This is a genomic window from Neorhizobium puerariae (assembly GCF_042429745.1).
GTDB lineage: Bacteria > Pseudomonadota > Alphaproteobacteria > Rhizobiales > Rhizobiaceae > Neorhizobium > Neorhizobium puerariae.
In genome coordinates this window covers 221,268-245,674 of the sequence record NZ_JBHMAA010000006.1, presented here as the reverse complement: position 1 = coordinate 245,674, position 24,407 = coordinate 221,268, and the positions used below count along the sequence as shown (strand labels likewise).

23 protein-coding genes are annotated in these 24,407 nt (G+C 63.6%); 9 read left to right on the top strand and 14 right to left on the bottom strand.

Annotated elements, in window-relative coordinates:
• The first annotated feature begins 93 nt into the window (after nt 1–93).
• Nucleotides 94–933, top strand: a complete 840-nt coding sequence (locus ACFFP0_RS04605) for an alpha/beta fold hydrolase (protein ID WP_377256912.1) — start codon at nt 94–96, stop codon at nt 931–933.
• A gap of 43 nt (nt 934–976) precedes the next feature.
• On the opposite strand, the gene ACFFP0_RS04600 is transcribed toward ACFFP0_RS04605, so the two are convergent.
• From ACFFP0_RS04600 to ACFFP0_RS04590, 3 genes are all read right to left on the bottom strand, one after another.
• A complete protein-coding gene (locus ACFFP0_RS04600) occupies nt 977–1,723 on the bottom strand; it encodes a sulfite exporter TauE/SafE family protein (RefSeq protein WP_377256910.1) in 747 nt (248 codons plus the stop codon).
• Between the two features lie 140 nt (nt 1,724–1,863).
• On the bottom strand, nt 1,864–3,192 hold the full coding sequence (gene aptA / locus ACFFP0_RS04595) for an omega-aminotransferase AptA (protein WP_377256907.1): 1,329 nt from the start codon (nt 3,190–3,192) through the stop codon (nt 1,864–1,866).
• A 188-nt stretch (nt 3,193–3,380) separates the two neighbouring features.
• Entirely contained in the window at nt 3,381–4,247 is an 867-nt protein-coding gene (locus tag ACFFP0_RS04590) for a LysR family transcriptional regulator (protein ID WP_377256904.1), read from the bottom strand.
• Between the two features lie 106 nt (nt 4,248–4,353).
• Here ACFFP0_RS04590 and ACFFP0_RS04585 point away from each other — a divergent pair, with 106 nt between their 5' ends.
• The gene (locus ACFFP0_RS04585; RefSeq protein ID WP_377256901.1) at nt 4,354–4,575 is read left to right on the top strand and encodes a hypothetical protein; all 222 of its coding nucleotides are present in this window, start codon (nt 4,354–4,356) and stop codon (nt 4,573–4,575) included.
• 118 nt (nt 4,576–4,693) lie between these two features.
• Here the strand turns inward: ACFFP0_RS04585 and ACFFP0_RS04580 are convergent, their stop codons facing one another.
• The 5 genes from ACFFP0_RS04580 to ACFFP0_RS04560 all read right to left on the bottom strand — a co-directional run bounded on the left by ACFFP0_RS04580 (nt 4,694) and on the right by ACFFP0_RS04560 (nt 8,996).
• Nucleotides 4,694–5,011: an ArsR/SmtB family transcription factor gene (locus tag ACFFP0_RS04580; RefSeq protein ID WP_377256898.1), complete on the bottom strand. Its 318-nt coding sequence runs from the start codon at nt 5,009–5,011 to the stop codon at nt 4,694–4,696.
• A gap of 123 nt (nt 5,012–5,134) precedes the next feature.
• Nucleotides 5,135–5,944 carry a HugZ family pyridoxamine 5'-phosphate oxidase gene (locus ACFFP0_RS04575; protein ID WP_377256895.1) on the bottom strand — a complete coding sequence of 270 codons (810 nt, stop codon included), beginning with the start codon at nt 5,942–5,944 and terminating at the stop codon, nt 5,135–5,137.
• Between the two features lie 103 nt (nt 5,945–6,047).
• Nucleotides 6,048–7,112, bottom strand: coding sequence for a choline ABC transporter ATP-binding protein (gene choV / locus ACFFP0_RS04570; RefSeq protein WP_377256892.1), 1,065 nt, complete (start codon nt 7,110–7,112; stop codon nt 6,048–6,050).
• Nucleotides 7,109–7,975 (bottom strand): choline ABC transporter permease subunit, encoded by an 867-nt coding sequence (choW, locus tag ACFFP0_RS04565; RefSeq protein WP_377256889.1) that lies wholly within the window; start codon nt 7,973–7,975, stop codon nt 7,109–7,111. Before choW ends, choV begins: the two co-directional genes overlap by 4 nt.
• Nucleotides 7,976–8,042: 67 nt before the next feature.
• Nucleotides 8,043–8,996: a choline ABC transporter substrate-binding protein gene (locus ACFFP0_RS04560; protein WP_377256886.1), complete on the bottom strand. Its 954-nt coding sequence runs from the start codon at nt 8,994–8,996 to the stop codon at nt 8,043–8,045.
• 198 nt (nt 8,997–9,194) lie between these two features.
• Between ACFFP0_RS04560 and ACFFP0_RS04555 the strand changes: the two genes are divergently transcribed.
• From ACFFP0_RS04555 to ACFFP0_RS04540, 4 genes are all read left to right on the top strand, one after another.
• Nucleotides 9,195–9,776, top strand: coding sequence for a thymidine kinase (locus ACFFP0_RS04555; protein WP_377256883.1), 582 nt, complete (start codon nt 9,195–9,197; stop codon nt 9,774–9,776).
• Nucleotides 9,777–9,913: 137 nt separating this feature from the next.
• On the top strand, nt 9,914–10,360 hold the full coding sequence (locus tag ACFFP0_RS04550; RefSeq protein WP_377256880.1) for a pseudoazurin: 447 nt from the start codon (nt 9,914–9,916) through the stop codon (nt 10,358–10,360).
• Between the two features lie 69 nt (nt 10,361–10,429).
• Nucleotides 10,430–11,371, top strand: coding sequence for a hypothetical protein (locus tag ACFFP0_RS04545; protein WP_377256877.1), 942 nt, complete (start codon nt 10,430–10,432; stop codon nt 11,369–11,371).
• A 128-nt stretch (nt 11,372–11,499) separates the two neighbouring features.
• A complete protein-coding gene (locus tag ACFFP0_RS04540) occupies nt 11,500–12,645 on the top strand; it encodes a DUF2333 family protein (RefSeq protein ID WP_377256874.1) in 1,146 nt (381 codons plus the stop codon).
• A gap of 10 nt (nt 12,646–12,655) precedes the next feature.
• On the opposite strand, the gene ACFFP0_RS04535 is transcribed toward ACFFP0_RS04540, so the two are convergent.
• The 3 genes from ACFFP0_RS04535 to ACFFP0_RS04525 form a co-directional block, all read right to left on the bottom strand.
• Nucleotides 12,656–13,111 carry a PAS domain-containing protein gene (locus tag ACFFP0_RS04535; protein WP_377256871.1) on the bottom strand — a complete coding sequence of 152 codons (456 nt, stop codon included), beginning with the start codon at nt 13,109–13,111 and terminating at the stop codon, nt 12,656–12,658.
• 42 nt (nt 13,112–13,153) lie between these two features.
• Nucleotides 13,154–13,819, bottom strand: a complete 666-nt coding sequence (locus ACFFP0_RS04530) for a helix-turn-helix transcriptional regulator (protein WP_377256868.1) — start codon at nt 13,817–13,819, stop codon at nt 13,154–13,156.
• A 215-nt stretch (nt 13,820–14,034) separates the two neighbouring features.
• Nucleotides 14,035–14,496: an Lrp/AsnC ligand binding domain-containing protein gene (locus tag ACFFP0_RS04525; protein ID WP_377256865.1), complete on the bottom strand. Its 462-nt coding sequence runs from the start codon at nt 14,494–14,496 to the stop codon at nt 14,035–14,037.
• Nucleotides 14,497–14,606: 110 nt separating this feature from the next.
• On the opposite strand from ACFFP0_RS04525, the gene putA reads away from it, so the two are divergent.
• Complete coding sequence (gene putA, locus ACFFP0_RS04520) at nt 14,607–17,729, top strand: bifunctional proline dehydrogenase/L-glutamate gamma-semialdehyde dehydrogenase PutA (RefSeq protein WP_377256862.1); 3,123 nt, start codon at nt 14,607–14,609, stop codon at nt 17,727–17,729.
• 300 nt (nt 17,730–18,029) lie between these two features.
• On the opposite strand, the gene ACFFP0_RS04515 is transcribed toward putA, so the two are convergent.
• Together ACFFP0_RS04515 and ACFFP0_RS04510 are read right to left on the bottom strand one after the other, a co-directional pair.
• Nucleotides 18,030–18,551 carry a TIGR00645 family protein gene (locus ACFFP0_RS04515; RefSeq protein WP_377256859.1) on the bottom strand — a complete coding sequence of 174 codons (522 nt, stop codon included), beginning with the start codon at nt 18,549–18,551 and terminating at the stop codon, nt 18,030–18,032.
• Between the two features lie 129 nt (nt 18,552–18,680).
• Nucleotides 18,681–20,972: a TonB-dependent hemoglobin/transferrin/lactoferrin family receptor gene (locus ACFFP0_RS04510; RefSeq protein WP_377256856.1), complete on the bottom strand. Its 2,292-nt coding sequence runs from the start codon at nt 20,970–20,972 to the stop codon at nt 18,681–18,683.
• A 299-nt stretch (nt 20,973–21,271) separates the two neighbouring features.
• Between ACFFP0_RS04510 and ACFFP0_RS04505 the strand changes: the two genes are divergently transcribed.
• On the top strand, nt 21,272–22,951 hold the full coding sequence (locus tag ACFFP0_RS04505; protein WP_377256853.1) for a formate--tetrahydrofolate ligase: 1,680 nt from the start codon (nt 21,272–21,274) through the stop codon (nt 22,949–22,951).
• Between the two features lie 152 nt (nt 22,952–23,103).
• Nucleotides 23,104–23,415, top strand: coding sequence for a hypothetical protein (locus ACFFP0_RS04500; protein ID WP_377256850.1), 312 nt, complete (start codon nt 23,104–23,106; stop codon nt 23,413–23,415).
• Nucleotides 23,416–23,490: 75 nt separating this feature from the next.
• Here ACFFP0_RS04500 and ACFFP0_RS04495 read toward each other — a convergent pair whose 3' ends face one another.
• Nucleotides 23,491–24,393 carry an extensin-like domain-containing protein gene (locus ACFFP0_RS04495; protein ID WP_377256847.1) on the bottom strand — a complete coding sequence of 301 codons (903 nt, stop codon included), beginning with the start codon at nt 24,391–24,393 and terminating at the stop codon, nt 23,491–23,493.
• Nucleotides 24,394–24,407 lie beyond the last annotated feature (14 nt).

Genomic DNA, 24,407 nt, shown 5'->3' with positions numbered 1-24,407 from the left:
GAAGGTTCGGCTGGCCGGCCGTCCGAAGGGGGCCACCCGCGCAGTCATCGCGTCGCAATCATTCAGAGATCACTTTCGAAGGACGAGAAGACCATGACCAGCAACTTCATCACCACCAAGGACGGTACGCAGATCTTCTACAAGGATTGGGGTCCGAAGGATGCCCAACCTGTGGTTTTCCACCATGGCTGGCCGCTGAGCGCCGACGACTGGGACGCCCAGATGCTGTTCTTCCTCCACCAGGGTTTCCGGGTCATCGCCCATGACCGCCGCGGCCATGGCCGGTCCAGCCAGACCGAGACCGGCAACGAGATGGATACCTACGCCGCCGACGTCGCGGAACTTGCCGCGCTTCTCGGCCTGAAAGGCGCGATCCATGTCGGGCATTCGACCGGCGGCGGCGAAGTCGCTCGCTACGTGGCGCAGTACGGCGGGGGCGGCCGGGTTTCCAAGGCCGTGCTGATGGGGGCGGTGCCGCCGATCATGGTCAAGTCCGAGACGAATCCGGGCGGCCTGCCGATCGAGGTCTTCGACGGTTTTCGCGCCGCGCTTGCCGCCAACCGCGCGCAGTTCTTCCGCGATGTGCCGGCCGGGCCTTTCTACGGCTTCAACAGGCCCGGCGCGCAGGTTTCCGAGGGCGTGATCCAGAACTGGTGGCGGCAGGGCATGATGGGCGGCACCAAGGCCCATTACGATTGCATCAAGGCCTTTTCGGAGACCGATTTCACGGAAGACCTCAGGAAGATCGAGGTGCCGGTGCTCGTCATGCATGGCGGCGACGACCAGATCGTGCCGATCGCCGACTCCGCGCCGCTTTCCGCCAAGCTCCTGAAGAACGGCACGCTGAAGATCTATGAAGGCCTGCCGCATGGCATGGCGACCACGCATGCCGATATCATCAATGCCGACCTGCTGGCCTTCTTCAAGGGCTGAGCGCAAAAGGCACGCGACCGGGCTCGCCGCGGCGCGGCGGGCTTTACAGCAGCGGGCGGAGAAGCATTTCCGTGCCGAGGACGAGAAGCGCCACCAGGAACCAGCGGCGGAAGGCGGGCGGGCTGATCCGGTTGCGGGCGGCCTGGCCCAACCACATGCCGATGAGGGCAGGGACCAGCGCCAGCGCCGACAGCCCCAGGTTTCCCGGATCATAGGCGCCACGCAGGGCAAGGCCGGCGGCAAGAGCGACCGTCGATACGGTGAACGACAGGCCGAGCGACTGGATGAGGTTGTCCTTTTCCAGCCCGAGGGACTGAAGATAGGGAACGGCCGGGATGACGAACACGCCGGTGCCTCCGGTGACGAGACCGGTCACGAGGCCGATGACGGGCGAAAGCCAGGGTTCCATCCGTGCCGGAACCCGGAGCTGGCGGGCGAACAGCGTGTAGCCGGCATAGGCGACCAGGGCTGCGCCGAGCGCGCCGGTGGTGATGGCCGTGTTGCCTCCGGTGAGCAGCGACGCGCCGGCGACCGTCCCCACGGCGATGGCGAGCATCATCGGCCAGAACCGCTTCAGCACCGTCCCGACATGCGGGCCGGCGACGAGTTGCCAGACATTGGTCACGAAGGACGGGACGATCAGCAGGCCGGCGGCGGCGAGCGGGGAAATCAGTGCGCCGAGCACGCCCATCGCCACAGTCGGCAGGCCCATGCCCGTGACCCCCTTGACGAAGCCGGCGAAGACGAATGTAGCGGCGATCGCCGACAGGAAAAGGGCCTGATTATCCATTTCGTTTCTACGGATGTGCCGACCGTTGACCGACCACAGGCCGGCGGAGAGGCCCGGAACGACACCGGCAGGCGAGCCGATCGGGTCCGGGGCGGAAAGCTCCCCCGCGAAGGCGGGAGAGCCGAGGGCGGCGAGAGCGGTCAGATATTGTTCTTCAGGATATCCCGCAGCTTGCCGAATATCTCGTCGATATGGTGCCTTTCGACGATCAGCGGCGGCGACATGGCGATGATATCGCCGGTCGTGCGGATCAGGAGGCCGTTTTCATAGGCCTTGAGGAAGGCGGTGAAGGCGCGCTTGGTCGGCTCGCCGGCGATCGGATCGAGTTCGATCGCGCCGATCAGGCCGATATTGCGGATGTCGATGACGCTCGGCAGGCCTTTCAGCGAGTGCAGTCCCTCTTCCCAATAGGGGGCGATTTCCCTGGCGCGCTCGAAAAGGCCTTCTTCCCTGTAGGTTTCCAGCGTCGCGATGCCGGCGGCCGACGCGATCGGATTGCCCGAGTAGGTGTAGCCGTGGAAGAATTCGATCAGGTGTTCCGGGCCGTTCATGAACGCATCGTGGATTTCGGAAGTGACCAGCACCGCGCCCATCGGGATGACGCCGTTGGTCAGGCCCTTGGCGGTCGTCATGATGTCCGGCTTCACATCGAAATACTGGGCCGCGAACGGCGCGCCGAGGCGGCCGAAGCCGGTGATGACCTCGTCGAAGATCAGCAGGATGCCGTGCCTGGTGCAAATCTCGCGCAGCTTCTGAAGGTAGCCCTTCGGCGGGATCAGCACGCCGGTGGAGCCGGCGACGGGTTCCACGATGACGGCTGCAATGGTCGATGCGTCGTGCAGGGTGACGATGCGCTCCAGCTCGGTCGCGATGTCGCCGCCATGTTCCGGCTCGCCCTTCGTGAAGGCATTCTTGCCGGGGACATGGGTATGTGGCATGTGGTCGACGCCGGTGAGCAGCGTGCCGAACATCTTGCGGTTGGCGACGATGCCGCCGACCGAGATGCCGCCGAAGTTGACGCCGTGATAACCGCGCTCGCGGCCGATCAGCCGGAAGCGCGAGCCGTCGCCCCTGGCGCGGTGATAGGCAAGCGCCACCTTCAGCGCCGTCTCCACCGATTCCGAGCCGGAATTGGTGTAGAGGACGTGGTTCAGGCCCTCGGGGGCGATATCGACGAGGCGGTTGGCGAGCTCGAAGGCCTTCGGGTGGCCGAGCTGGAAGGCGGGGGCATAATCGAGTTCCCCGGCCTGCTCGCGGATCGCCTCGGTGATCTTCGGCCGGCAGTGGCCGGCATTCACGCACCAGAGGCCGGCGGTCGCGTCGAGCACCTGACGGCCGTCATGGGTCGTGTAGTGCATATCCCGGGCGCCGACGAAGAGACGGGGCTCCTTCTTGAACTGGCGATTGGCCGTGAACGGCATCCAGAACGCCCTCAGATCGTTGGGCGTGGTATTCAGGCGATTGGACATGAGGCTCTCCCATGGCCATTCGAAACGTCGGGTGGCCATTTCCCCGTGGACGGCTTGACGCCAGGTTTTTGACTGCATGGTCAAACTATCAGCGGGGACAGACCCGTCAACCGCCTTTGGGCAAGGCGGGGCATTCCGGGGAGAGCGGGCAGGAGGGGAAGCGTTCGCCCGCCGGCAAAGCCTAAGCCTCAGGCCCAGCCGAGCGGGGCAAAGGCCTTCCTTATCGTCTCGGCCAGGGCATCGACCGCCGGGCGCGATCGATAGGCCTTTCGTTTCAGGAGAACGCGGGAGAAATCCACCGGAGGAAAGCCGTCCTCCTGCGTCAGTTCGCGGCAATCGGCAGGAATGCTGCTGCGCGACAGCGGCGCCACGCCGAGGCCCGCGGAGGCGGCGGAACGAAGGGCGCCGCTCGTTTCGCAGGTGAAGGCGATCCGATAGGCGATCGAGTGCCGTTCGAGCGAGCGTATCGCGAATTCGCGACACCAGTCCGACCGGCGGTAGACCGCTATCGGCAGCGGGCGCTGCAGGTGGACTTCGTGGGCGGTGGAGGCGACCCAGACCGTGGGATCGATCGCCAGGACCTCTCCGGACTTGTCGTTGTTCCAGTCGAAGATGATCGCGAGGTCGAGTTCTCCGTTTTCGAGCGCCTGAAGCTGCTGGGATGAATAACCGCATTCCACCGTGACCTCGGTTGCCGGATGCCTTTCGGCGAAGGCGGAGAGAGCATGCGGCAGGATGGTCTGGCTGTATTCCTCGGGAATGCCGATCCGCAGCGTTCCGTCGAGCGGCGTCGTCTGCATGAGCGCGGTCGTCTCGTCCACGAGGCCGACGATCCGGCGCGCATAGGGCTCCAGTCGAAGGCCTTCTTCCGTGAGATGGACGCCACGCGGACCCCGCTCGAAAAGAGGCTTTCCGACGACCTCCTCCAGGCGCTTCACCTGCATGCTCACGGCCGACTGCGTGCGCCCGAGCCTGAGCGCGGCCCTGGTGACGTTACGGACTTCCGCAACGACCAGAAAACTTCGCAGAAGATCGCTTTCCAGAGGGAGTGCCATGGGATCAGAAATCGGTTTTCCTTATGGCTGACATCGTAACTATTCATTTGTGCGATGTCTATCGTGCGGGATGATTGGCCTCTTTTACCCGACGTGGAAGAAAGCCATGAGCTCAGTTATCAGGCATGCCGCGGGGGCCGTCGCCTCGGTCTGGCATCGATACCGGCAGAGGAAGATGGAGCGGTCGGCTCTTCTGACGATCATCCTGCGCCGGAACGATCACCTGCGCAGAGACGCAGGACTGCCGGCTGATAGCGATCTCGCCCGGCCCGGCTCGGGAAAAGCCGAGCATGCGTTGTGGAAGGCAGGAATCTGGCAGCGCTGGTAATACGTTTGCGGCGCGTGGAAAACAAATGCTGTGCATCAAAACAAACAACCCAGCCTCCGGCGCGCATGCCGGAGGCTGGGCTTAGGGCAGCGGAGACATCATGTCAGCGCTGTCATTCTCAGGCGGCGGACTTCTTCTGAGCCGGCGCGCAATAAATCTCTTCCAGCGTCTCAAGCACCTTGATCACCGATTCGGACGAACTGGAATAATAAATCGTCTGCGCATCGCGCCGGGTCTTCACCAGCTTCTGGGCGCGCAGCTTGGAAAGATGCTGCGACAGCGCCGACTGGCTGAGGCCGACCTGCGAAGCGAGCGCGCCGACGGCAACCTCACCTCGTACCAGGCAGCACAGGATCATCAACCGCTTCGGATTGGCCATGGCAGACAACAAGCCTGCTGCCGCGGTGGAATGCTCAGATAGTGCCATCGTATCCATCAGCTAAAATTCCCCTCATATTCGAAGCGGCCCCCCGCTTCAAAAAATCGCCCTTTTGTCCTACAGGCGAAAATTAACAAGGAGCAAAAGGGATTGTATATCCCTAAATTTCGGGTAACCGGCCTAATGTACTTTAGCTGTGGCAAAAATATAATCAAGCACGGCTTCTGGTGAGTCCGCAAGCCGGTCGAATTCGTGCCTGAGTTGAATATCGCCACCGATAAGGTCTATTCCGGCCCGATCCACCCCTCCGAATCGCCAGTTTTTCCCGTTTCCGGCACCGAGATGAGTCGCCAGCCTGGTCGCGGCCTCTGTCATATTCGTTAAATCTTTCTGGAGTCCGAGCCATTCCGGCGTGATTCCCGGTTCGGGAATCATCAGGTCGGCGCCCGTCAGGACATAGGCCCGGCCGAACCCGCCGTTCAGCGAAGCGCTCTGCGGGATGATTCGGAAGAAGCGGAAATCGGGAAAGTCCGCATAGAGCGCGGCTTTCGGGTGCCGGTCCAGGAAGCGGCTGCGGATGCGGGCATGTTCCGCCGTGTCGCGAGCGACGCTTTCGGCGAGCGACTGCACCGCGATCCTCGGATGGGCGAGTGGGTCGCCCTTGCCGGGTTCGCCGGCCAGCAGCGAGCAGCGGGGATCGGCGACCAGCCCTTTCGTATGCCCGGAAAGGCCGGAGACCAGGATGACCGGCACACCGTCGACATCGGTGCCGGTCAGCGCCCGGCTGACGGAGGGAAAGCCGGTTTCCGGATCGAGGACCGCGAGCGCCATGTAGCGCGCGCCGCGCACCAGCTTGCGGGCGAGGCGGCGGGCCTCGTCGTCCGTATCCCGCAGCACCTGCGGTTTGTCGGTCCGGGCCTTGTCGGCTTCGGGCGTATCGGCCCCGGTTTCATCAGCCCCGGTTTCATCAGCCCCGGTTTCATCAGCCATGTCGTCCACCTCGATCCTGTCGGCCGGCCGCGCGCCGGACGTCAGCAGGACATAGCACCGGCCGCGACGGCGTCAAAGCGGACCCGATGTCTCAGGTTTGATGTCAGCCATCCCGCCGGCGGTGGCGGGTAAGCCCGGCGACCACGTCTTCGGCGGAGATCGTGCCGACGATCGCCCCGTTGTCGACGATGCCGACCGCTCCCGGCTGGCGGGAGAGGGCGTCGAGGATATCGACGAGCGGCGTTGTGGCGAGCGCGGTGGCGGAAACACTGGCGGCGCCCGCCGCCTGTCCCACGCCCGGGCGCATCACGTCACCGGCCGTCAGCATGGTGATCGGGTTCATGTGCTGCACGAAATCGGCGACATACTGGTCGGCCGGGGCGCGGACGATTTCCTGCGGGGTGCCGCACTGGATGATGCGGCCGCCTTCCATGATGGCGATGCGATTGCCGATCCTGAAAGCCTCGTCGAGATCGTGGCTGACGAAGAGGATGGTCTTCCTGAGCCGCCGCTGGAATTCCAGGAGCTCGTCCTGCAGGCGGGTGCGGATCAGCGGGTCGAGCGCGGAGAAAGGCTCGTCCATCAGCAGGATGGGAGCGCCGGTCGCAAAGGCGCGGGCAAGGCCGACGCGCTGCTGCATGCCGCCTGAAAGCTCGCCCACCTTGCGGTCGGCCCATTTCGTCAGGTTGACGAGTTCGAGCTGTTCGCCGACGCGCTTCTTCCGTTCCGCCTCCGCAACGCCGGCCAGTTCCAGGCCGAAGCCGACGTTTTCCGAGACCGTGCGCCAGGGAAGCAGGCCGAATTGCTGGAAGACCATGGAGACGGTGTGCATGCGCAGATCCCGCAGCGCCCTGGGGCTCGCCTTGTAGGGATCGACCGGACCCGACGGCGTGGCGACGCGCACGCCGCCGCGCACCACCGGCGCAAGCCCGTTGACGGCGCGCAGCAACGTCGACTTGCCGGAGCCGGAGAGGCCCATCAGAACGAGGATCTCTCCCTCGTGGATCGTCAGCGAGGCATTGGCGACGCCGAGCACGATGCCCGTCTCGGCGCTGATCTCGTCGCGGCTCCTGCCCTGATCCACCAGCGCGAGCGCCCTTTCGGGATTGTCGCCGAAGATGATGTCGACGCGGTCGAAGACCACGCAATCGGTCGTCTGGGCTGTCATGCGCCATCTCCGGTCGAGGTACGGAACATGCGGTCGAGAATGATGGCCAGGATGACGATGCAGAGGCCTGCTTCGAAGCCGCGGGCGATGTTGACCGTGTTGAGCGCCCGCACCACCGGCACGCCGAGGCCGTTGGCGCCGACGAGCGCGGCGATCACCACCATGGAGAGCGAGAGCATGATCGTCTGGGTGAGGCCGGCCATGATCTGCGGCATGGCGAAGGGCAGTTCGACCTTGCGCAGCACCTGGCCGGGCGTCGCTCCGAAGGCCACGGCGGCCTCCGTAAGGGCGGGGGGCGTCGAGACGATGCCGAGGCGGGTGAGGCGGATCGGCGCGGGAATGGCGAAGATGACGGTGGCAATGAGGCCGGGCACCATGCCGAGCCCGAAAAGGATCAGCGCCGGGATCAGGTAGACGAAGGTCGGGATCGTCTGCATCAGGTCGAGGATCGGCCGCATGACCTCGTAGACCCAGGCGCGGCGGGCGGCGGCGATGCCGAGGGGCACGCCGACGGCCATGCTGACGGCGGTCGAGGCGAGCACCAGGGCCAGCGTCTCGGTCGTTTCCTTCCAGTAACCCTGGTTATGGATGACCAGCAGGCCCAGACAGGTGAAGACCGCGACGCCGGGCGAGCGGCGCAGCCACCAGGCGAGAGCCGTGAAGATCGCGATCATCACATAGGCGTTCGGCCACTGCAGGACGAAGAGCAGGGCGTTGATGACGGCCGAGAGCACGGCCGACAGCCAGTCGAAGAACCAGTCGGCATTGGCGGTCAGCCAGTCCACGAACATCTTCGCCCAGCCGCCAAGGCGCAACTTGCCGTCGGAATCCACGAGCCAATCGGGAAGCCAATTCACATCCATGCCCGCCTGATCCGGAGGAAACTATCGCTTGAAGGACGAAGGGCCGGTCTCCCGGCCCGGCCGGGGCTCACAGGCCAAGCTTGGACTTGACCGCCGCAAGACCCGGCTTGCCGTCCTTGGTGGTGACGCCGGCGAGCCATGGCTCGACCGCCGCGCCGTTCTTCTTCAGCCATTTGGTGGCGGCGGCTTCCGCCTCGTCGCCGTCGTTCAGGATGCCGCCCATGACCTGGTTTTCCATGGTCAGGGAGAATTTCAGGTTCTTGATGAAGGCGCCGACATTGGCGCATTCTTCGGTGAAGCCGGCGCGCACGTTGGTATAGACCTCGGCTCCTCCGAAATTCGGCCCGAAGATGTCGTCGCCGCCGGACAGATAGGTCAGCTTGAAATTGGTGTTCATCGGATGCGGCTCCCAGCCGAGGAAGACGACCGCCTGGCCCGCCTTGTCGGCGCGGGCGACCTGGGCGAGCATGCCCTGCTCGGAGGATTCGACGACTTCGAAGCTCTTCAGCCCGAACGTATCCTTCTCGACCATGCCGAGGATCAGGCGGTTGCCGTCATTGCCCGGCTCGATGCCGTAGATCTTGCCGTCCAGCGCATCCTTGTGCTTGGCGATGTCCTTGAAATCCTTGATGCCGAGTTCGGCGCCCTTGGCATTGGTGGCAAGCGTGTATTTCGCGCCGACAAGATTCGGACCGAATGATTCGACTGACTTGTCGTTGATATAGGGACGCACGTCCGCTTCCTGGGTCGGCATCCAGTTGCCGAGGAAAACGTCGATATCCTTGTTCTTCAGGGAGCTGTAGGTGACCGGGACGGAGAGCACCTTGACATCGGTCTGGTAGCCGAGCGCCTTCAGAAGGACACTCGCGGTGGCTGTGGTGGCGGTGATGTCGGTCCAACCGACATCGGAGAAACGGACCGTGCCGCAGGCTTCCGGCTCTGCGGCGGAGGCACCCGTGGATAGCACCAATATAGAGGTCGCGGCTGCGAGCGTGATCTTCAGCGAGGTGTTGATGCGCATGAGTTGCTTCCCTGTTTTTTCTGGTTCCCGCCATTATCAATATCTGCTGAGACGAGGCAAGCGCGCGCATTCGCGGCGAAGGCCGGGGGGTATTTGCGACATTTGCGAGAAAAATTCCGCCGGTCGCCGGGTTCAGTTTCCTGTGGTTATCGGCATCGCCCGCTTTTCTCGAATCCGGTTCGCGGTCAGAAGCGGCTCATGGCCAAGCTCTATTTTCACTATGCGACCATGAACGCCGGCAAGTCGACCATGCTGCTGCAGGCTTCCTACAACTATCGGGAGCGCGGCATGCGCACGGTGATCTTCATCGCCGCGCTCGACGACCGGGCCGGGAAGGGGCGGGTGGCTTCCCGCATCGGGCTTTCCTCGGAGGCGATACCCTTCGGGCCGTCCGACGACCTGTTCTCGGCGATCGAGGCCATGCATCGCGAAGAGCCGGTCGCCTGTGTCTTCGTGGACGAAGCGCAGTTCCTCTCCAAGGAGCAGGTCTGGCAGCTCGCGCGCATCTGCGACCGGGCCGGCATACCGGTGATGGCCTACGGGCTGAGGACCGATTTTCAGGGCAAGCTTTTTTCGGGCTCGCTCGAACTGCTCGCCATCGCCGACGAATTGCGCGAGGTGCGCACCATCTGCTTCTGCGGCCGCAAGGCGACGATGGTCGTGCGGCTGGACGGCAACGGCGATCCGGTGCGTGAGGGCGCGCAGGTCGATATCGGCGGAAACGAGAAATACGTGTCTCTCTGCCGCCGGCACTGGGAAGACCGGATACGGTGCGAGTGAGGCCGGTCCGGGACCATTCCCCGATCGCCTGAGACGGAACGCCGCGGAGGTGCGGCGAGATTGACTATGGTCAAAACCCGTGGCGGGTAGGATAGCTAACGGGTATCCCAGTCGGATCTTCTCAGGAGTGTGTCCATATGTTCAAGGCCGCCAAGACCCTTACCCTTGCTGCAACCCTTGCTCTTTTCGCCCTGCCGGCCCTGAGCGCCGAGATCGAGGTGAAGATGCTCAACAAGGGCAGCGACGGCCAGGCCATGGTGTTCGAGCCGGCAGCCGTCAAGGCTCAGCCGGGCGACGTCATCAAGTTCGTGCCGGTCGACAAGGGGCATGACGTCGTTTCCGTGACCGGTCTCGTGCCGGAGGGTGTCGCCGAGATCAAGGGCAAGATCAGCGAGGCGGTTTCGTTCACGGCGGACAAGGCCGGCGCCTATGTCTTCAAATGCACGCCGCATTTCGGCATGGGCATGGTGGCGCTGGTGGTTGTGGGCGACGCACCCGCCAATCTCGATGCGGTGAAGGCCGCGAAAATGCCGAAAAAGGCGAAGGAGCGGCTGGACGCCGAGATCGCCAAGCTCGGGCTCTGATAATCGCGGCGCCGCCGTGGCATAATTCCGGCGCCGCGCTATCTTGTCTGCGAAGACAGGAGAGGCGGCGTGGCGGGACATCAGGATTTCGACGGCGAGATCAGGCGCATCGGCGGTGCCTTGAATGTGTTGCGCGAGGCGCTTGCGCCGGTTGCGGCCGCGCTTGCCAGGGTCGCTTCCGAAGCGGCGCTGCCCGAAGAGGAGGGGCTGGCGGCGGTCGGAGACCATCTCAAGTCGGAAGCGCCGGACCGGCATGCGCTGGAAGCGTCGATCGCGCGGTTGACGGCGGGCCTTTCAGCGGCAATCGAAGAGGGCAAGCGGGAATTCGATGCGCGCGAAGTGCCGACCCGCTTCGAAAAACTGATCGGCCTTGTGTCCGGAGCGGCAATGCGCCGCCGCCAGAGGGCGCGTTGGCGCAACCGGGTGCCCGCCGATCATCTTGCCGAGCTTCTGAGGCGCGCCGATGTGCTGGTCGGCCTCGTGAGGGCCGAGTGCACGTCTCTCCTTGCCGAGCGCAGGGAGGGCGAGAACGATCTGGTTGCGTTTATCGACCATCGGCCGGAAATCCTGGAGAAACTGCGCGGCGGGGCCGGGGCGGCGATGAGCGGCGTCGAGGCCGTCCGCCAGACCGAACGTTTCGTCGAGCTTTTCCAGGCGTTCGTCGACAGGCTCAATGCGAATATCGGCACCTGCAACGTGCTGCTGCACAAGCTGATGGCGGATACGGAGGATCTGCTCATCCTCTATCGGGTCGTTTCGGAAGCTGCGCCGCGGCATGGTTCCGAGACGATGGAGCCGGACGCCTTTCCGCATCTCGCATCCGCGGTCGGGCGCATGGCGAGGGGAATGCTGACCGTCCATGGACTGGAGCGGCGCCTGATGCGCGTCAGCCAGGCCTTCGCCGAGCGGTTTCCGAAGGAGGCTGCGGAAGCGGCGGCAACCGAGCCGCGCCTTTCGAATGCCGGATGGAGGCCGCCGGCATTTGCCGGTTTCAGACCCGTCCGCTCCTGATCGCGACGAAAAGACCCGGCGTCAACCGGCGGCCGGGAACCTTCCGGGCGATTTTGCTCTTGGTCTTCGCTGTCCGAACACATATGTGTGAGGCGGCTCAAGTGGATAGCCCCTGACAGGAGACAGTGATGCTCGACCGGATTACCGCCTTCTTCCAACGGATCGGCCAGGTTGTCGGCCGGGGGATAGGGCTTCTCGTCGCCTGGTTGGTCTGGCCGTTCATGGCCGCCCACGGCTGGTATGGCCGGCGTCATTGGATGGTGAAGGGACCGATCCTCGCCGTCCTCCTGCTTCTCGTCGGCTTCTACGGCTATTTCTTCTGGCAGACGCAGGTCTGGTCGGGCTTCAACCCGAATTTCGTCGAAAGCTACCGCTGGTCGGAGCGCACGGTCCCGGCCGGCCAGGAATTGCCTGCCACCACGGCTCCGGCAAGCGCCAACGCGACCGCGACGGGGGCAAGGCAGTGCCAGTCATCGGCGATCGTCGACGCGGTTGCCGACCTTACCGACATGAACGTCAACCAGAATGCCTGGATCTCCTCGATGCTGCTCTATCGGCTCGGGTTCTTCGGCATCGACTGGGATCATACGCCTTTGCTCGACAACAAGGCTTCGTTCCAGCGTGGCGTGAACCAGGCGGTGCGGCGGACCTCCAGCGAACTGGTCGACACGCTGGGGCGGGTGCGCGGCACGTCCGGCATCAACAACAACCTGCAGGATGCGCGCGGAAACCTGCAGTTCGACGAATATTCCTGGTATTTCGGGCTCGATCCCTTCGGCTTCAAGACGCCGACGCCGGCCTATTACCGCACGGCGATCGAAAAGCTCAGGGCCTTCAACCGTGATCTTTCCTCCTGCAATGCGACCTTCGACAGCCGCGCCGACAACCTGATCCAGTTCGTGGACCGGATCGCCAACGACCTCGGCGGCACGGCGGCCATCCTGCGCGAGCGTTCGGAGAACAACAGCGCCGGCTGGTTCGATACGCGCGCGGACGACCGTTTCTGGTTCGCCTACGGCCAGCTCTACGGCTATTACGCGGTGCTTTCGGGCGCCGGCGCGGATTTCTCCCAGGTGATCCGCGAGCGCAATCTCAGCCAGATCTGGAACGAGACGCTCAACCGTTTCCGGGCTGCGCTGCGCGTCCAGCCGGCCATCGTCTCCAACGGCCGCGAGGACGGGCTGATCATGCCAAGCCATCTCGCCGTCATGGGTTTCCACACGCTGATGGTCCGTTCGAACCTGGTGGAAGTGCGCTCCGTGCTGGACCGGTGATTTCGGCCGGTCAGGCGTTGGGGTCGTCGAGGAAAAACGTCACGCCCGGGCTTTTTTCGAAGAACTCGTAGGTGATGCCGACGACCTCGCCGCCCGTGCCCGGCTTGTCGCGGAACTTGCCGACCGTGCGGACGTATTTATAGTCTTCCGCATTGGCCTTCACACGATAGATGTTGTGGTAGGTGAGGCGTTCGGCGCTTGCGCGTTCGTAGATTTCCATCAGGACCGGCATGTCATCCGGGTGGATGCGGGCGATGAGAGCGACCAGGTTGATGGGGCCGTCCTGCGGCTCAAGGCCGAAGATGCGACAGACATCTTCCGTCGCGAAGAAATGACCGGTGTCGATCTCCATCCGCCAGAATCCATAGAGACGGAAGGCGGCGGCAAGGTTCACCGCCTCGTCGGACGACAGCCCGACTTTCTCATATTGCGTATTGAGGCGTTTTTCGAGGTGTTGAAGCCACAAGGGCAATCTCTTTTCTCCGCAAGCCGAGGGGAAGGTTCCGGCTTACATTATCAATCTCAACCTTAACGCCTTAGCTACCAATTGGGTTCGATTGACGCAATCCAGTTTCTTGATGGCATTGGTCATATAAGCGTTGACGGTGTGATCGGACAACGAGAGAATACGGCCGATCTCCGCCGAGGTCTTGCCCTGCGCCGTCCAGCGGACGACCTCCAGTTCGCGGCTGGAGAGGGGGCCGACGACTGTCGTCCTGGCGCTGCGGCGCAACTTGTCGAAGACATTGAAGGCGTGCAGGACGAGCATGCCGATCTCGTTCAGCTCCACCTGGGTGAGCCGCGGGCGGACGCCATCGAACCGCAGCAGGAAACGGTCGCCATCGAGGGAGTTCAGGGCCATGGCCACGCTGGTGATCATCCCGTGGCGCCGCTGCAGTTCCTCCATCGTTGCAGGAATTGCAAATCCGCGGATATTTTCCGGCTCGTCGAGCGACCAACAGTGCGGCAGGACCGATCCGGCGACGATCGGCGCGATCGGGCAGAGGCGCAGGAGGCGGCGGCGGTCGAACTCCTGGACGTAGGAGGACGGCAGCGTCGTCTCGACGATTATCCGCGACAGGAGCATCTCGTCCGGAGAGGTGGATGCGAACAGCGTGACGTGGCGGAACCCGAATTCATGGGCGACGCGCCGCATCGCCGCGAATACCTCCACCTGCGAATCCGAGGCGGAAATTTCACTGTTCAGAATCGATTGCCGTTCCAGAGTGATCATACGAGTCAAAGCTGACAGGTGTTTATGTTATGGTTAACAAATATATAAATCTGATTGAATAGCCAGCGGAATTTCATGCAGTGCAGCAGATATTCACTACTTTTATGATAATAAGTCAGTTTTTCGGCTATTTTAGGAGTTCGGCAGGAAGGATTTCAAACGGGGAGGTATCCCGTTCCCTTGATTTCCTCCATCACCGCGTAGGTGTGGGTTTCGCGGACGCCGGGAAGCGGGAGAATCACCTCGGACAGGAACTGCCGGTAGGCTTCCATGCCGGCGACCCGCGCCTTGACCAGGTAGTCGAAGCCGCCGGCCACCATATGGCACTCCATGACGTCGTCGCTGCGTTTGACCGCCGCGGCAAATGCATCGAAAACGTCGGGCGTCGTGCGGTCCAGCTTCACCTGCACGAAGACGAGAAGGTTGCGGCCAAGCTTCTCCGGCGAGAGTTGCGCGCTATAACCAAGGATGTAGCCTTCGCGGGTCAGCCGCTTGACGCGTTCGGCCGTTGCGGTCGGCGACAGGTTGACGCGGTCGGCGAGTTCCAGATTGCTCAGGCGGCCCTCCTTCTGGAGTGCGCGGAGGATCTTGCGATCGAGACGGTCGAGTTCCTTCATGTTTCTCTATGAGTTGATGTATGTGTAGTTTTATTTCCACTCAATAGCCCAAAAATCCGCCGGAATCACCAGAGAATTCCCGCTATGTGGAGAATGAAACGGAGATGCCCATGAGCCAGCAGATTTTGACCGAGCCTTTCGTTCCCTTCAATGCGCCCTACGCGGGCGACGACGACCGGCTGATCCGCCAGTTCGCCGCCCGTACTGGCTTTTCGACCGCGCAGGACGCGGCGATAGACCAGCGGGCGCGGCGGATGATCAACGCCATCCGCGACGGGGCCGGCAAGGTGGGCGGCGTCGAGGATTTCCTGCGCGAATACGGACTTTCGACGCGCGAGGGACTGGCGCTGATGGTGCTTGCCGAAGCCCTGCTGCGCGTGCCGGATGCCCTGACGCAGGACCGGCTGATCGAGGACAAGCTGCGCGAAGGCGGCTGGAGCTCGCATGAGGCCTCCGGTGAAAGCTGGTTCGTTTCGGCCTCCGCCTGGGCGCTTGCCGTTTCCGCGCGCGTCATCGGTCCCGGCGAAACGCCGGAGGGCATTCTTCGCGGTCTCGTCAAGCGCGTCGGCCTGCCGACGGTGCGGACCGCGACCAAACAGGCGATGCGCTTCCTCGGCCATCACTTCGTGCTCGGCGAGACGATGAAGGACGCGCTGGCGCGTGCCGCCAAGAGCGAGGAGAAGGGCTATCGCCATTCCTTCGACATGCTGGGCGAGGGCGCCCGCACGGCCGAGGACGCCAGGCGCTATTTCCGTTCCTATGCGGATGCCATCCAGTCCATCGGCGGCTTCATGGCCAGGAACGGCAAGGACAAGCAGCTTCCCGACCGCATGGGGATCTCGGTCAAGCTCTCGGCGCTGCATCCGCGCTATCTCGCCACCCATCGCGACTGGGTGATGAAGGAACTCGTCCCGGACCTCCTTGATCTTGCGCGCATGGCGAAGGAGCACCAGCTCAATTTCACCATCGATGCGGAAGAGGCTGACCGGCTGGAACTGTCGCTCGACGTGATCGCGGCCGTGTTCTCCGATCCGTCGCTTGCCGGATGGGACGGGTTCGGGCTGGCGATCCAGGCCTATCAGAAGCGCGCCACCGCGGTCATCGACTATATCGACCAGCTTTGCGCGACGCTCGGCCGGCGGATGATGGTGCGTCTCGTCAAGGGCGCCTATTGGGATACGGAGATCAAGAGAGCGCAGGAACGCGGGCTTGAGGACTATCCGGTCTGGACCCGCAAGCCGGCGACGGACCTTTCCTATCTCGCCTGCGCGCAGCAGCTTCTTTCCAAGCGCGCCCGCATCTTCCCGCAATTCGCCACGCATAACGCCCTGACGGTCTCGACCATTCTGGAGCTTGCCGGTCCGGACCGCTCGGGCTTCGAGTTCCAGCGCCTGCATGGCATGGGCGAGGCGCTCTACGACGACCTTCTGGACAGCAACGACCGGATCGCCTGCCGTATCTATGCGCCCGTCGGCGGTTATCGCGACCTGCTCGCCTATCTGGTCCGCCGCCTGCTGGAAAACGGCGCCAACTCCTCCTTCGTGGCGGTGGCGGGCGACAAGCAGATTCCAGTCGAGAAGCTGCTCGAACGGCCTGCCGCACGCCTCGGCCTCGATGATGGCGCAAGCGCCCGGCACAGGCAGATCCCGCTGCCTTCCGACGTCTACGGCCGTCGTAAGAACAGCGCCGGCTTCGAGTTCGGGCATCGCGAAAACCTCGAACGGCTGATGGCAAGCCTTTCCAGGCCGTGGGGCGAGGTGAAGGCCGGGCCGCTGGTCGCCGGCGTGACGTCGAAGGCCGAGGAAAGGCCGGTCCGCTCTCCTTCCGACCGTTCCAGGATCGTCGGCTCGGTGAAGGATGCGACGACGGCGGATGTCGAGACCGCATTCGCCGCCGCCGGCAAGGCATTCAAGGCCTGGTCACGCCAGCCGGTGGAGGTGCGCGCCGCCTGCCTGGAGCGGATGGCCAGCCTACTTGAGGAAAACCGCGACCGGCTGCTGGCGCTGCTGGCCGCAGAAGCCGGCAAGACGCTGGACGACGGCATTGCCGAGATCCGCGAGGCGGTGGATTTCTGCCGTTATTATGCCGACAAGGGGCGCGAGCTTTTTGGCAGCCCGATGCCGATGCCGGGGCCGACGGGGGAAGACAACCGGCATCTGTGGCGCGGCCGCGGGGTGTTCGGCTGCATATCTCCATGGAACTTCCCGCTCGCCATTTTCCTCGGCCAGGTCTCGGCGGCGCTGGTGGCCGGCAATACGGTCGTCGCCAAGCCGGCGCCGCAGACGCCGCTGATCGCCTTCGAGGCGATCAGGCTCTTCCACCAGGCCGGCGTGCCGGCCGAGGTGCTGGCGCTGGTGCCCGGCGGTCCCGAGGTCGGCGCAGCGATCACGGCGCATCCGAAGCTTGCCGGCATCGCGTTCACCGGCTCCACGAAGACCGCATGGGCGATCAACCGGGCGCTCGCCGCCAAGGACGGGCCGATCGTGCCGCTGATCGCCGAGACGGGCGGGGTCAACGCGATGATCGTCGATGCGACGGCTCTTTCGGAGCAGGTGGCGGACGACGTGGTGATGTCGGCCTTCCGCTCTGCGGGGCAGCGCTGCTCGGCGCTGAGAATCCTCTTCCTCCAGGAGGATGTGGCCGACGGCATGCTGAAGATGATCGAAGGGGCGGCCGCAGAGCTCAACCTTGGCGATCCCTCGCTGCAGAACACCGATGTCGGGCCGATCATCGACGAGAGCCAGACGAAGATGCTGGCCGACCATGTGGCGGACATGCGTATGAAGCAGAAGGTACGTTATGCCGGGCGCGTGCCGGAGACGGGCAATTTCTTCGCGCCGCATATCATCGAGCTCGATAATCCGGCGGCCTTGACCAAGGAGGTTTTCGGCCCGGTCCTGCATGTGGTTCGATGGAAGGCGAAGGATCTGGACAAGGTGCTTTCGGCGGTGGACGCCACCGGCTTCGGCCTGACGCTCGGCGTTCACAGCCGGATCGAATCCACGATCCGCAAGGTGACCGAGGCGCTTGATACGGGCAATGTCTACATCAACCGCAACATGATCGGCGCCGTGGTGGGCACCCAGCCCTTCGGCGGTTCGGGCCTTTCGGGCACCGGCTTCAAGGCGGGCGGCCCGGCCTACCTGATGCGGTTTGCCGAAGAGCAGGTGATTTCGGTCAACACCGCGGCGGCGGGCGGCAATGCCAGCCTGATCGCAATGGGCGAGGGGTGAGACGCGACGGCCGGAGGCCGGCAAAATGCTCCGGTGGAGCATCTTGAGCGTCGAACGCGCCGAGCCAGAGCGAGGCGCCGGCAGGGCGCAGTCCGGCGAAACCTCACCAATCGATCCGGGGAACCGATCGGTGTTCCGGACGCCCGGAGCGAAAGCGAAGGGCCGGACGGTTTTGCCGGCAAGACGCTCCCAAGACGCTCCCAAGACGCTCCCCTGGAGCGCCGGCAGCCGGCACGGCGAACGGCCGGCATCCATGACAAAAGGCCGGGATCGCTCCGGGCCTTTTCGCCAGTGGCGCGGTCAGTGCTTCTCTTCGTATTTTTCGCTCTTGGTCTTCGACATGATGCGTTCGAGCCAGCCGAGCATGACGGCGGAGACGACGAAGGCGAGGTGGATGATCGTGTACCACATCAGCTTCGTATTGTCGTACTGGCTGGCATTCAGGAAGATCTGCAGAAGGTGGATCGAGGAAATCGCCACGATGGAGGACGCGACCTTGATCTTCAGGCTGCCAGAGTCGAGCTTGCCGAGGAAGGAGACGTCCGCCTCGGTTTCGTCGAAGCGGCTGACGAAATTCTCATAGCCGGAGATCATCACCATGACGATCAGGCTGGCGACAAGCGCCGCGTCGATCAGGCCCAGCATGGCGAGGATCATCTCCGCCTCGCCGAGCGCGAAGACGTTTTCGGCGACCTTCAGGAACTTGACCGCGAAGGAAACGGCATAGACCGCAAGCGCGGCCACCAGCCCGAGATAGAAGGCGACCAGAATCCAGCGGCTCGACAGAATGATCCGTTCGACCAGCAGTTCCAGCGATTTCATACGATTGTCTTCCCCGTTGATGGACCCGCCTCACTTAACCGCCGATGGTGAAGGCTGCAAGACGGATATCAGACGAAGAAACGCCGCACCTCGAAAGGCACGGCGTTTCCGCTTCCGGGCAGGGAATGCTCAGAACTTCTTGCTGATGGATACCTTGAACGTGCGGCCCGGCTCGCTGAAGTAGTCGCGCGTGGCGTTGGCCGTGCCGTTCGGGACGCTGACGGCGTCCCAGTATTTCCTGTCGAACACGTTGAAGACACCGGCCTGGACCTTGAGGCCGGCGACCTCGACGTCTCCGATCTTCTCCGGCGCCCACCAGGCGGTCAGGTCGACGATACCGTATCCGGGGGCTTCGAAGCCCCGGGTCGTGCCGCTGCCGCTGACCTTGTCACGGTCCGTCGCCATGGTGAGCGAGACGTCCGTCCCCCAGGTCTCGGCGGCGTAACCGAGGCCGACAATGGCGCGAAGCGGGGCGACCGAGTTCAGATAGGCCCCCGTTTGCGTATTGCGGCCGTTGGACCAGGCGAGCGAACCCCAGGTCCGCCAGTTCGGATGGAACTGCCATTCTCCGGTCAGCTCGATGCCGTAGATGCGGACCTTGTTGACGTTGTCGTAGCCGGTGATGCCGCCCACCGGATATTCTCCGCCCGGCGGAGCGATCGTGATGGTGTCGATGAAGTTGCGGTAATAGTTGTTGAACACGGTCGCCGATACGGAATAATCGGTCGCGACGTATTTGGCGCCGATCTCGAAGCCGTTGCTGGTCTCTGTTTCCAGATCGGGATTGCCGATACGGGCGTAGGAACCCGGCGCGCCGTAGTTCTGATAGAGTTCCGTCACGGTCGGGGCACGAAAACCGCGGGCATATTGGGCGAAGAGTTCGAGTTCCGCATTAACCTGATAGGCAAAACGGAGTTTTGGCGAGATGCCGAAATCTTCGGCGGATTTCAAATAAGCCGGGTTGTAGTTCGGGCTGCCTTCGAAGGCGGCGGTCGACTTCGGATCGTGGCTGTACCAGTCGAAGCGCAGGCCAGGCGTGATCGTCAGACGGTTGTCCATCAGCTTGATATCGTCTTCCACAAATGCGCCAAAGACGACGCTGTCGACGTCAGGCATATCCGAGGCATTGGTGTGCAGAAGGCGGCAGGACTGCGGGCCATACGGTTGAGGCACAGTCGTCCAGTCGACGTCCGGGCAATTGTCGACGCCGGCGGAATACTGATGGGTGTCCTGCCAGTAGAGTTCGCCGCCGAACCGGATTTCATGATCCAGTCCGCCGATCTGCAACTCTTTCCTGGCATTGCCGGTAATGCCGTAAGAAGTCTGCTCGATCATGTTGTCACGTTTGTAGACGCCGTAAGGAGGGCCGTAGTGCAAAGCCGCAGCGCCCGGAATGAAGGCCCGCGAATCTCTAAGGCGGATCGCGTCGGTCGTATTGTTCAGCTTTTCCTTCTGCCAGTAGATGTTGACGCTCGCCTGGTCGAGGATATCGGTGCCGTCGGGCGAAATGAAATCGTAGGAGCCGGAGAAGCGCTTGCGGTCGACTTCCTCGCCCGACTTGAAGCTGCCCTGCTCGTAGCTGGACGTCGTGCCGCGCATGTTGTCGGAGTCTTCGTCGCGGTTGAAGAGGTCCGCCGTGAAGCCGAGGCGATGACCGCCCTCCAGGTATTGGTGGAACTTGACCAGCAGGTTCTTCTGGTTGAAGTCCATCGGATTGGGCTCGGTACGCGTCGAGTCATACCCGCCGACATGACCCCGGTTTTCGGTTTCGTGACCCTTCCTGTAGCCGCCCTGGATCAGGAGCCAGCTATCGTTGACGCGGCCCGCGATCGCCGCATTGCCGCCGAAGCTGTTGTCCTTGCTGTCATAGGTGGACTTGGTCAGCGCGCCGAAATTCTTGCCCTCGTCGATCAGGTCCTCCGGATTGAGGGTTCGCAGTTCCACGACGCCGCCGAGTGCGCCGGAACCGTAACGGCTGGAATCGGCGCCCTTGGTGATGTCGACCGACGACAGGCTGTCGAAATCGAAGGAATTGATGCCGCCCTGGGCGCTGTCGCGCGGGTCGGTGAGCCAGGGCAGGCGGATGCCGTCGATCGTCGTCAGGACGCGCTGGTCCTGCAGGCCGCGGATGTTGATGCTCTTGGTGCTGCTGTTGAAATTCACGCCGGCATCGATGCGGCGGGCAAAATCCTGGAAGTCGGTGACCATGCGCCGTTCGATCTTCGGGCGCTCGGTGGTCTGCGTCAGCGGAGAATCGGCAACCCGGCCGCCTTTCTCCTGGTGCAGGACGATCGGCTTCAGCTCGGTCTGCTGTTCGTCCGTGGTCGCCTCCTGGGCGCGGGCGGCGGATGTGATACCCAGTGTGATGACGACCGCAGTGCCGGCCAGAAGATACCGGTGTCGTAACGAACCTGAAGCCATGAAAGTCCCCTCGAAAAGCATGTGGCAACGTCGCGCGCCGTTCTCTCGACGCACGGACATGAAGTCGGATCTGTTGATTTCCGTCACAGCGGAAGCCCCGACGAGGAGCGTTAAAAATCTAAACAAAAGGAGTCAAGTTTAAAATCGAGTTTTTTAGTCAAGTTATTGTGTGGTTTCATGGGACTGTGACCTGAAAGCATTCGGCCCCGCTCCGGCCATTCCCACATTGCCGTTCCTTCGCTATTCATGACCGCGCGGGCAATTCGAATTCACAAACGAACGGGAACGGGGAGAAGCGCATGGCAGCCGTCAAATCGGATATCGAGATCGCGCGCGCCGCGAGAAAGAAGCCGGTCGTGGAGATCGGCGCGCGGCTGGGGATACCGGTCGAGGCGCTGGCTCCCTATGGCCACGACAAGGCCAAGGTCGGTGCGGATTTCATCGCCTCGCTCGCCGATCGCAAGGACGGCAAGCTCATCCTCGTGACCGCGATCAATCCGACGCCGGCGGGCGAGGGAAAGACCACGACGACCGTGGGTCTGGGCGACGGGCTCAACCGCATCGGCAAGAAGGCGGTGATCTGCATTCGCGAACCGTCGCTCGGACCTTGTTTCGGCGTCAAGGGCGGCGCCGCCGGCGGCGGTTATGCCCAGGTCGTGCCGATGGAGGACATCAACCTGCATTTCACGGGCGATTTCCACGCCATCACCGCCGCGCACAACCTCCTCACGGCCATGATCGACAACCATGTCTATTGGGGCAATGCGGAGAATATCGATACGCGGCGCATCACCTGGAGGCGGGTGATGGACATGAACGACCGGGCGCTGCGCCAGGTGGTCGCCTCGCTCGGCGGCGTCGCCAACGGTTTTCCGCGCGAGAGCGGGTTCGACATCACCGTAGCCTCGGAAATCATGGCGATCCTCTGCCTCGCCTCCGACCTCAAGGATCTGGAAAGACGGCTCGGCGACATCGTCATAGGCTACCGGTTCGACAGGACGCCGGTGTTTGCCCGCGACCTCAAGGCCGACAAGGCGATGACCGTGCTCCTGAAGGACGCCATGCAGCCGAACCTCGTGCAGACACTGGAAAACAATCCGGCTTTCGTGCACGGCGGTCCCTTCGCCAACATCGCGCATGGCTGCAACTCCGTGATCGCCACCAGGGCGGCGCTCAAGCTCGGCGACTATGTGGTGACCGAGGCGGGTTTCGGGGCGGATCTCGGAGCGGAGAAGTTCTTCGATATCAAGTGCCGGAAATCCGGGCTCCTGCCGAATGCGGCGGTGATCGTCGCGACGGTCAGGGCGCTCAAGATGAATGGCGGGGTGAGGAAGGAAGACCTCGGCGTGGAGGATGTCGAGGCGCTTCGGCGCGGCTCGGCCAATCTCGGGCGGCATATCGCGAACGTGCGGAAATTCGGCGTGCCGGTGGTGGTGGCGATCAACCATTTCATCTCGGACACCGAGGACGAGATCGCGGCGGTCAAGGATTACGCGGCCCGGCACGGAGTGGATGCCATCCTCTGCCGTCACTGGGCAGAAGGTTCGGCGGGCATCGAGGAACTGGCGGAGAAGGTGGTGGAGCTTGCCGAGAGCGGCCAGGCGAAGTTCCAGCCACTCTATCTGGATCAGCTGCCGCTGATGGAGAAGATCGAGATCATCGCCTCGAAAATCTACCATGCGGGCGAGGTGACGTCCGACAAGGGAGTGCGCGACCAGCTGAAGGCCTGGGAAGAGCAGGGCTACGGCGACCTGCCGGTCTGCATGGCGAAGACGCAATACTCCTTCTCCACCGATCCTTCCCTGCGCGGCGCGCCGGAGGGCCATATCGTGCATGTGCGGGAGGTGAGGCTTTCCGCCGGCGCCGGTTTCGTCGTCGCCATCACCGGCGAGATCATGACCATGCCCGGCCTGCCGCGGGTGCCTTCGGCGGAGCGGATTTTCCTTAACGACGACGGGTTCGTGGAAGGGCTGTTCTGAAGGCGGCTGTCTGCGGCCGGTCCGGCAGAAAATGCGCGGGCGGCATCAAGCCATCGGAAAGCATGCCGGGAACCCGGGGCTTGAATTCCGAATTGATGCTGCGCAGGATCGGTGCCATGTTGTTTCGTCTTCGTCCTGTCGGAGAAATTCTCATGTCGATCGCATCCGGAAAGCTTCCGTATCTTCTTCTCGTCGCCATGGCCGCCGGTTCGCCGGGCCTGCAGCCTGCGCAGGCCGCCGATCTGGCCGACGGCTATCATTCGAGGCCCGCGGCGAAAGCCTATCGCCAGCGGGCGGTCAGGACCACCTATGCCGGCCGCGGCGCCCTGGAATGCAGCGACCTGCGCGTGACGGAGTGGGGCAGTTCCCGGACGGTGCAGGTCTGCCATTCGCCTCTCGACCTCGATCCTCCCCACACGCCGCCGGGCGGGGGTTCCGGCGATTACACATCCTCGTCCTCCTGAGCGGCCGCCCTGCGGATGTGTTCGGCTATGGCATCGGCCCGAAAATCGTAAGCGCGTTTCGGACAGCACGGTGCTCTAACGGCAATAACGATAGCCGTTCCTGCGTTCCAGCACATCGAGATGGAGATGCGTCTCGTGGGCGGCGTCGCTGCCCGGCGAGAGCACGGTCGTGAAGTGCAGGCAGGCGCCGGCGGTGGCGGTGCGCTGGAAGGCGCCTTCGAGCGTCGAATCGTCCTCCCGCGGTTTCATCTCCATCGTCTCGCCGTTGTCGAGCTTGAAGGCGGCGATATCGATCGCATTTCCCCGCGCATGTTCGGAAATCTTGCCCGTCGCGGCGCCGTTGCGCAGGCGGCAGGCATAGGTGGAGCCCGGCACGATGCCGGTGATCTTCCGCCCGGGCATGGCGATGGCAAGCGCGGGCTGGACGGTGTCCTTCAGCCAATGCGCCATGGTGAGCGCCGTCCTGCAGCGCATGGTCGCGCCGCCGAGCTCGAGGCCCGGCAGGATCTCGGCAATTTCCACCGGATGCTCGATGCCGCAGCCGTCGCCCTCATCGATCGGATCGCTCGGCTCGAACTTCGCGCCGAGCGACGACAGTTCGGCAAGGCAGGCCTTCAACTCCTCCGGGTCCTCCTTCACGGGCGGTAGCGGGGGAGGCGATGTCTCGACCTTGTCCTCTTCCTTCTCCTTGCCATCCGGCTTCGGGCCGGTGTCCGTGGGGGCAGGCGCGTCGGCGCCGGGCTTTCCCGCCGGTTGAGCTTCTCCGGGTTTGGGCGCAGGCGCCGGAACCTCCGACGCCTTCGGGATTTCGGGCGTTGCCGGTGGCGTTGGCGTCTCCGGCGCTTGGTTTTCCCGCTCCTTCACTCGCTGCTCCGTTTTCCCGGCGGGCCTTTCGGCTGGCAGGGGACCGGTGCTCGGCAGCGTCGCTCCGGACGAAGCGGCAGCAAGCAGCATCAGCATAGCCAGTCGAACCGTCATCGGCCTCTCCCGAT

What these genes read in the sequence shown, in the direction of transcription:
- ACFFP0_RS04605 (WP_377256912.1), top strand. Translation starts at nt 94, where the DNA reads ATGACCAGCAACTTCATCACCACCAAGGACGGTACGCAGATCTTCTAC.
- ACFFP0_RS04600 (WP_377256910.1), bottom strand. Translation starts at nt 1,723, where the DNA reads ATGGATAATCAGGCCCTTTTCCTGTCGGCGATCGCCGCTACATTCGTC.
- aptA (WP_377256907.1), bottom strand. Translation starts at nt 3,192, where the DNA reads ATGTCCAATCGCCTGAATACCACGCCCAACGATCTGAGGGCGTTCTGG.
- ACFFP0_RS04590 (WP_377256904.1), bottom strand. Translation starts at nt 4,247, where the DNA reads ATGGCACTCCCTCTGGAAAGCGATCTTCTGCGAAGTTTTCTGGTCGTT.
- ACFFP0_RS04585 (WP_377256901.1), top strand. Translation starts at nt 4,354, where the DNA reads ATGAGCTCAGTTATCAGGCATGCCGCGGGGGCCGTCGCCTCGGTCTGG.
- ACFFP0_RS04580 (WP_377256898.1), bottom strand. Translation starts at nt 5,011, where the DNA reads ATGGATACGATGGCACTATCTGAGCATTCCACCGCGGCAGCAGGCTTG.
- ACFFP0_RS04575 (WP_377256895.1), bottom strand. Translation starts at nt 5,944, where the DNA reads ATGGCTGATGAAACCGGGGCTGATGAAACCGGGGCTGATGAAACCGGG.
- choV (WP_377256892.1), bottom strand. Translation starts at nt 7,112, where the DNA reads ATGACAGCCCAGACGACCGATTGCGTGGTCTTCGACCGCGTCGACATC.
- choW (WP_377256889.1), bottom strand. Translation starts at nt 7,975, where the DNA reads ATGGATGTGAATTGGCTTCCCGATTGGCTCGTGGATTCCGACGGCAAG.
- ACFFP0_RS04560 (WP_377256886.1), bottom strand. Translation starts at nt 8,996, where the DNA reads ATGCGCATCAACACCTCGCTGAAGATCACGCTCGCAGCCGCGACCTCT.
- ACFFP0_RS04555 (WP_377256883.1), top strand. Translation starts at nt 9,195, where the DNA reads ATGGCCAAGCTCTATTTTCACTATGCGACCATGAACGCCGGCAAGTCG.
- ACFFP0_RS04550 (WP_377256880.1), top strand. Translation starts at nt 9,914, where the DNA reads ATGTTCAAGGCCGCCAAGACCCTTACCCTTGCTGCAACCCTTGCTCTT.
- ACFFP0_RS04540 (WP_377256874.1), top strand. Translation starts at nt 11,500, where the DNA reads ATGCTCGACCGGATTACCGCCTTCTTCCAACGGATCGGCCAGGTTGTC.
- ACFFP0_RS04525 (WP_377256865.1), bottom strand. Translation starts at nt 14,496, where the DNA reads ATGAAGGAACTCGACCGTCTCGATCGCAAGATCCTCCGCGCACTCCAG.
- putA (WP_377256862.1), top strand. Translation starts at nt 14,607, where the DNA reads ATGAGCCAGCAGATTTTGACCGAGCCTTTCGTTCCCTTCAATGCGCCC.
- ACFFP0_RS04515 (WP_377256859.1), bottom strand. Translation starts at nt 18,551, where the DNA reads ATGAAATCGCTGGAACTGCTGGTCGAACGGATCATTCTGTCGAGCCGC.
- ACFFP0_RS04510 (WP_377256856.1), bottom strand. Translation starts at nt 20,972, where the DNA reads ATGGCTTCAGGTTCGTTACGACACCGGTATCTTCTGGCCGGCACTGCG.
- ACFFP0_RS04505 (WP_377256853.1), top strand. Translation starts at nt 21,272, where the DNA reads ATGGCAGCCGTCAAATCGGATATCGAGATCGCGCGCGCCGCGAGAAAG.
- ACFFP0_RS04500 (WP_377256850.1), top strand. Translation starts at nt 23,104, where the DNA reads ATGTCGATCGCATCCGGAAAGCTTCCGTATCTTCTTCTCGTCGCCATG.
- ACFFP0_RS04495 (WP_377256847.1), bottom strand. Translation starts at nt 24,393, where the DNA reads ATGACGGTTCGACTGGCTATGCTGATGCTGCTTGCTGCCGCTTCGTCC.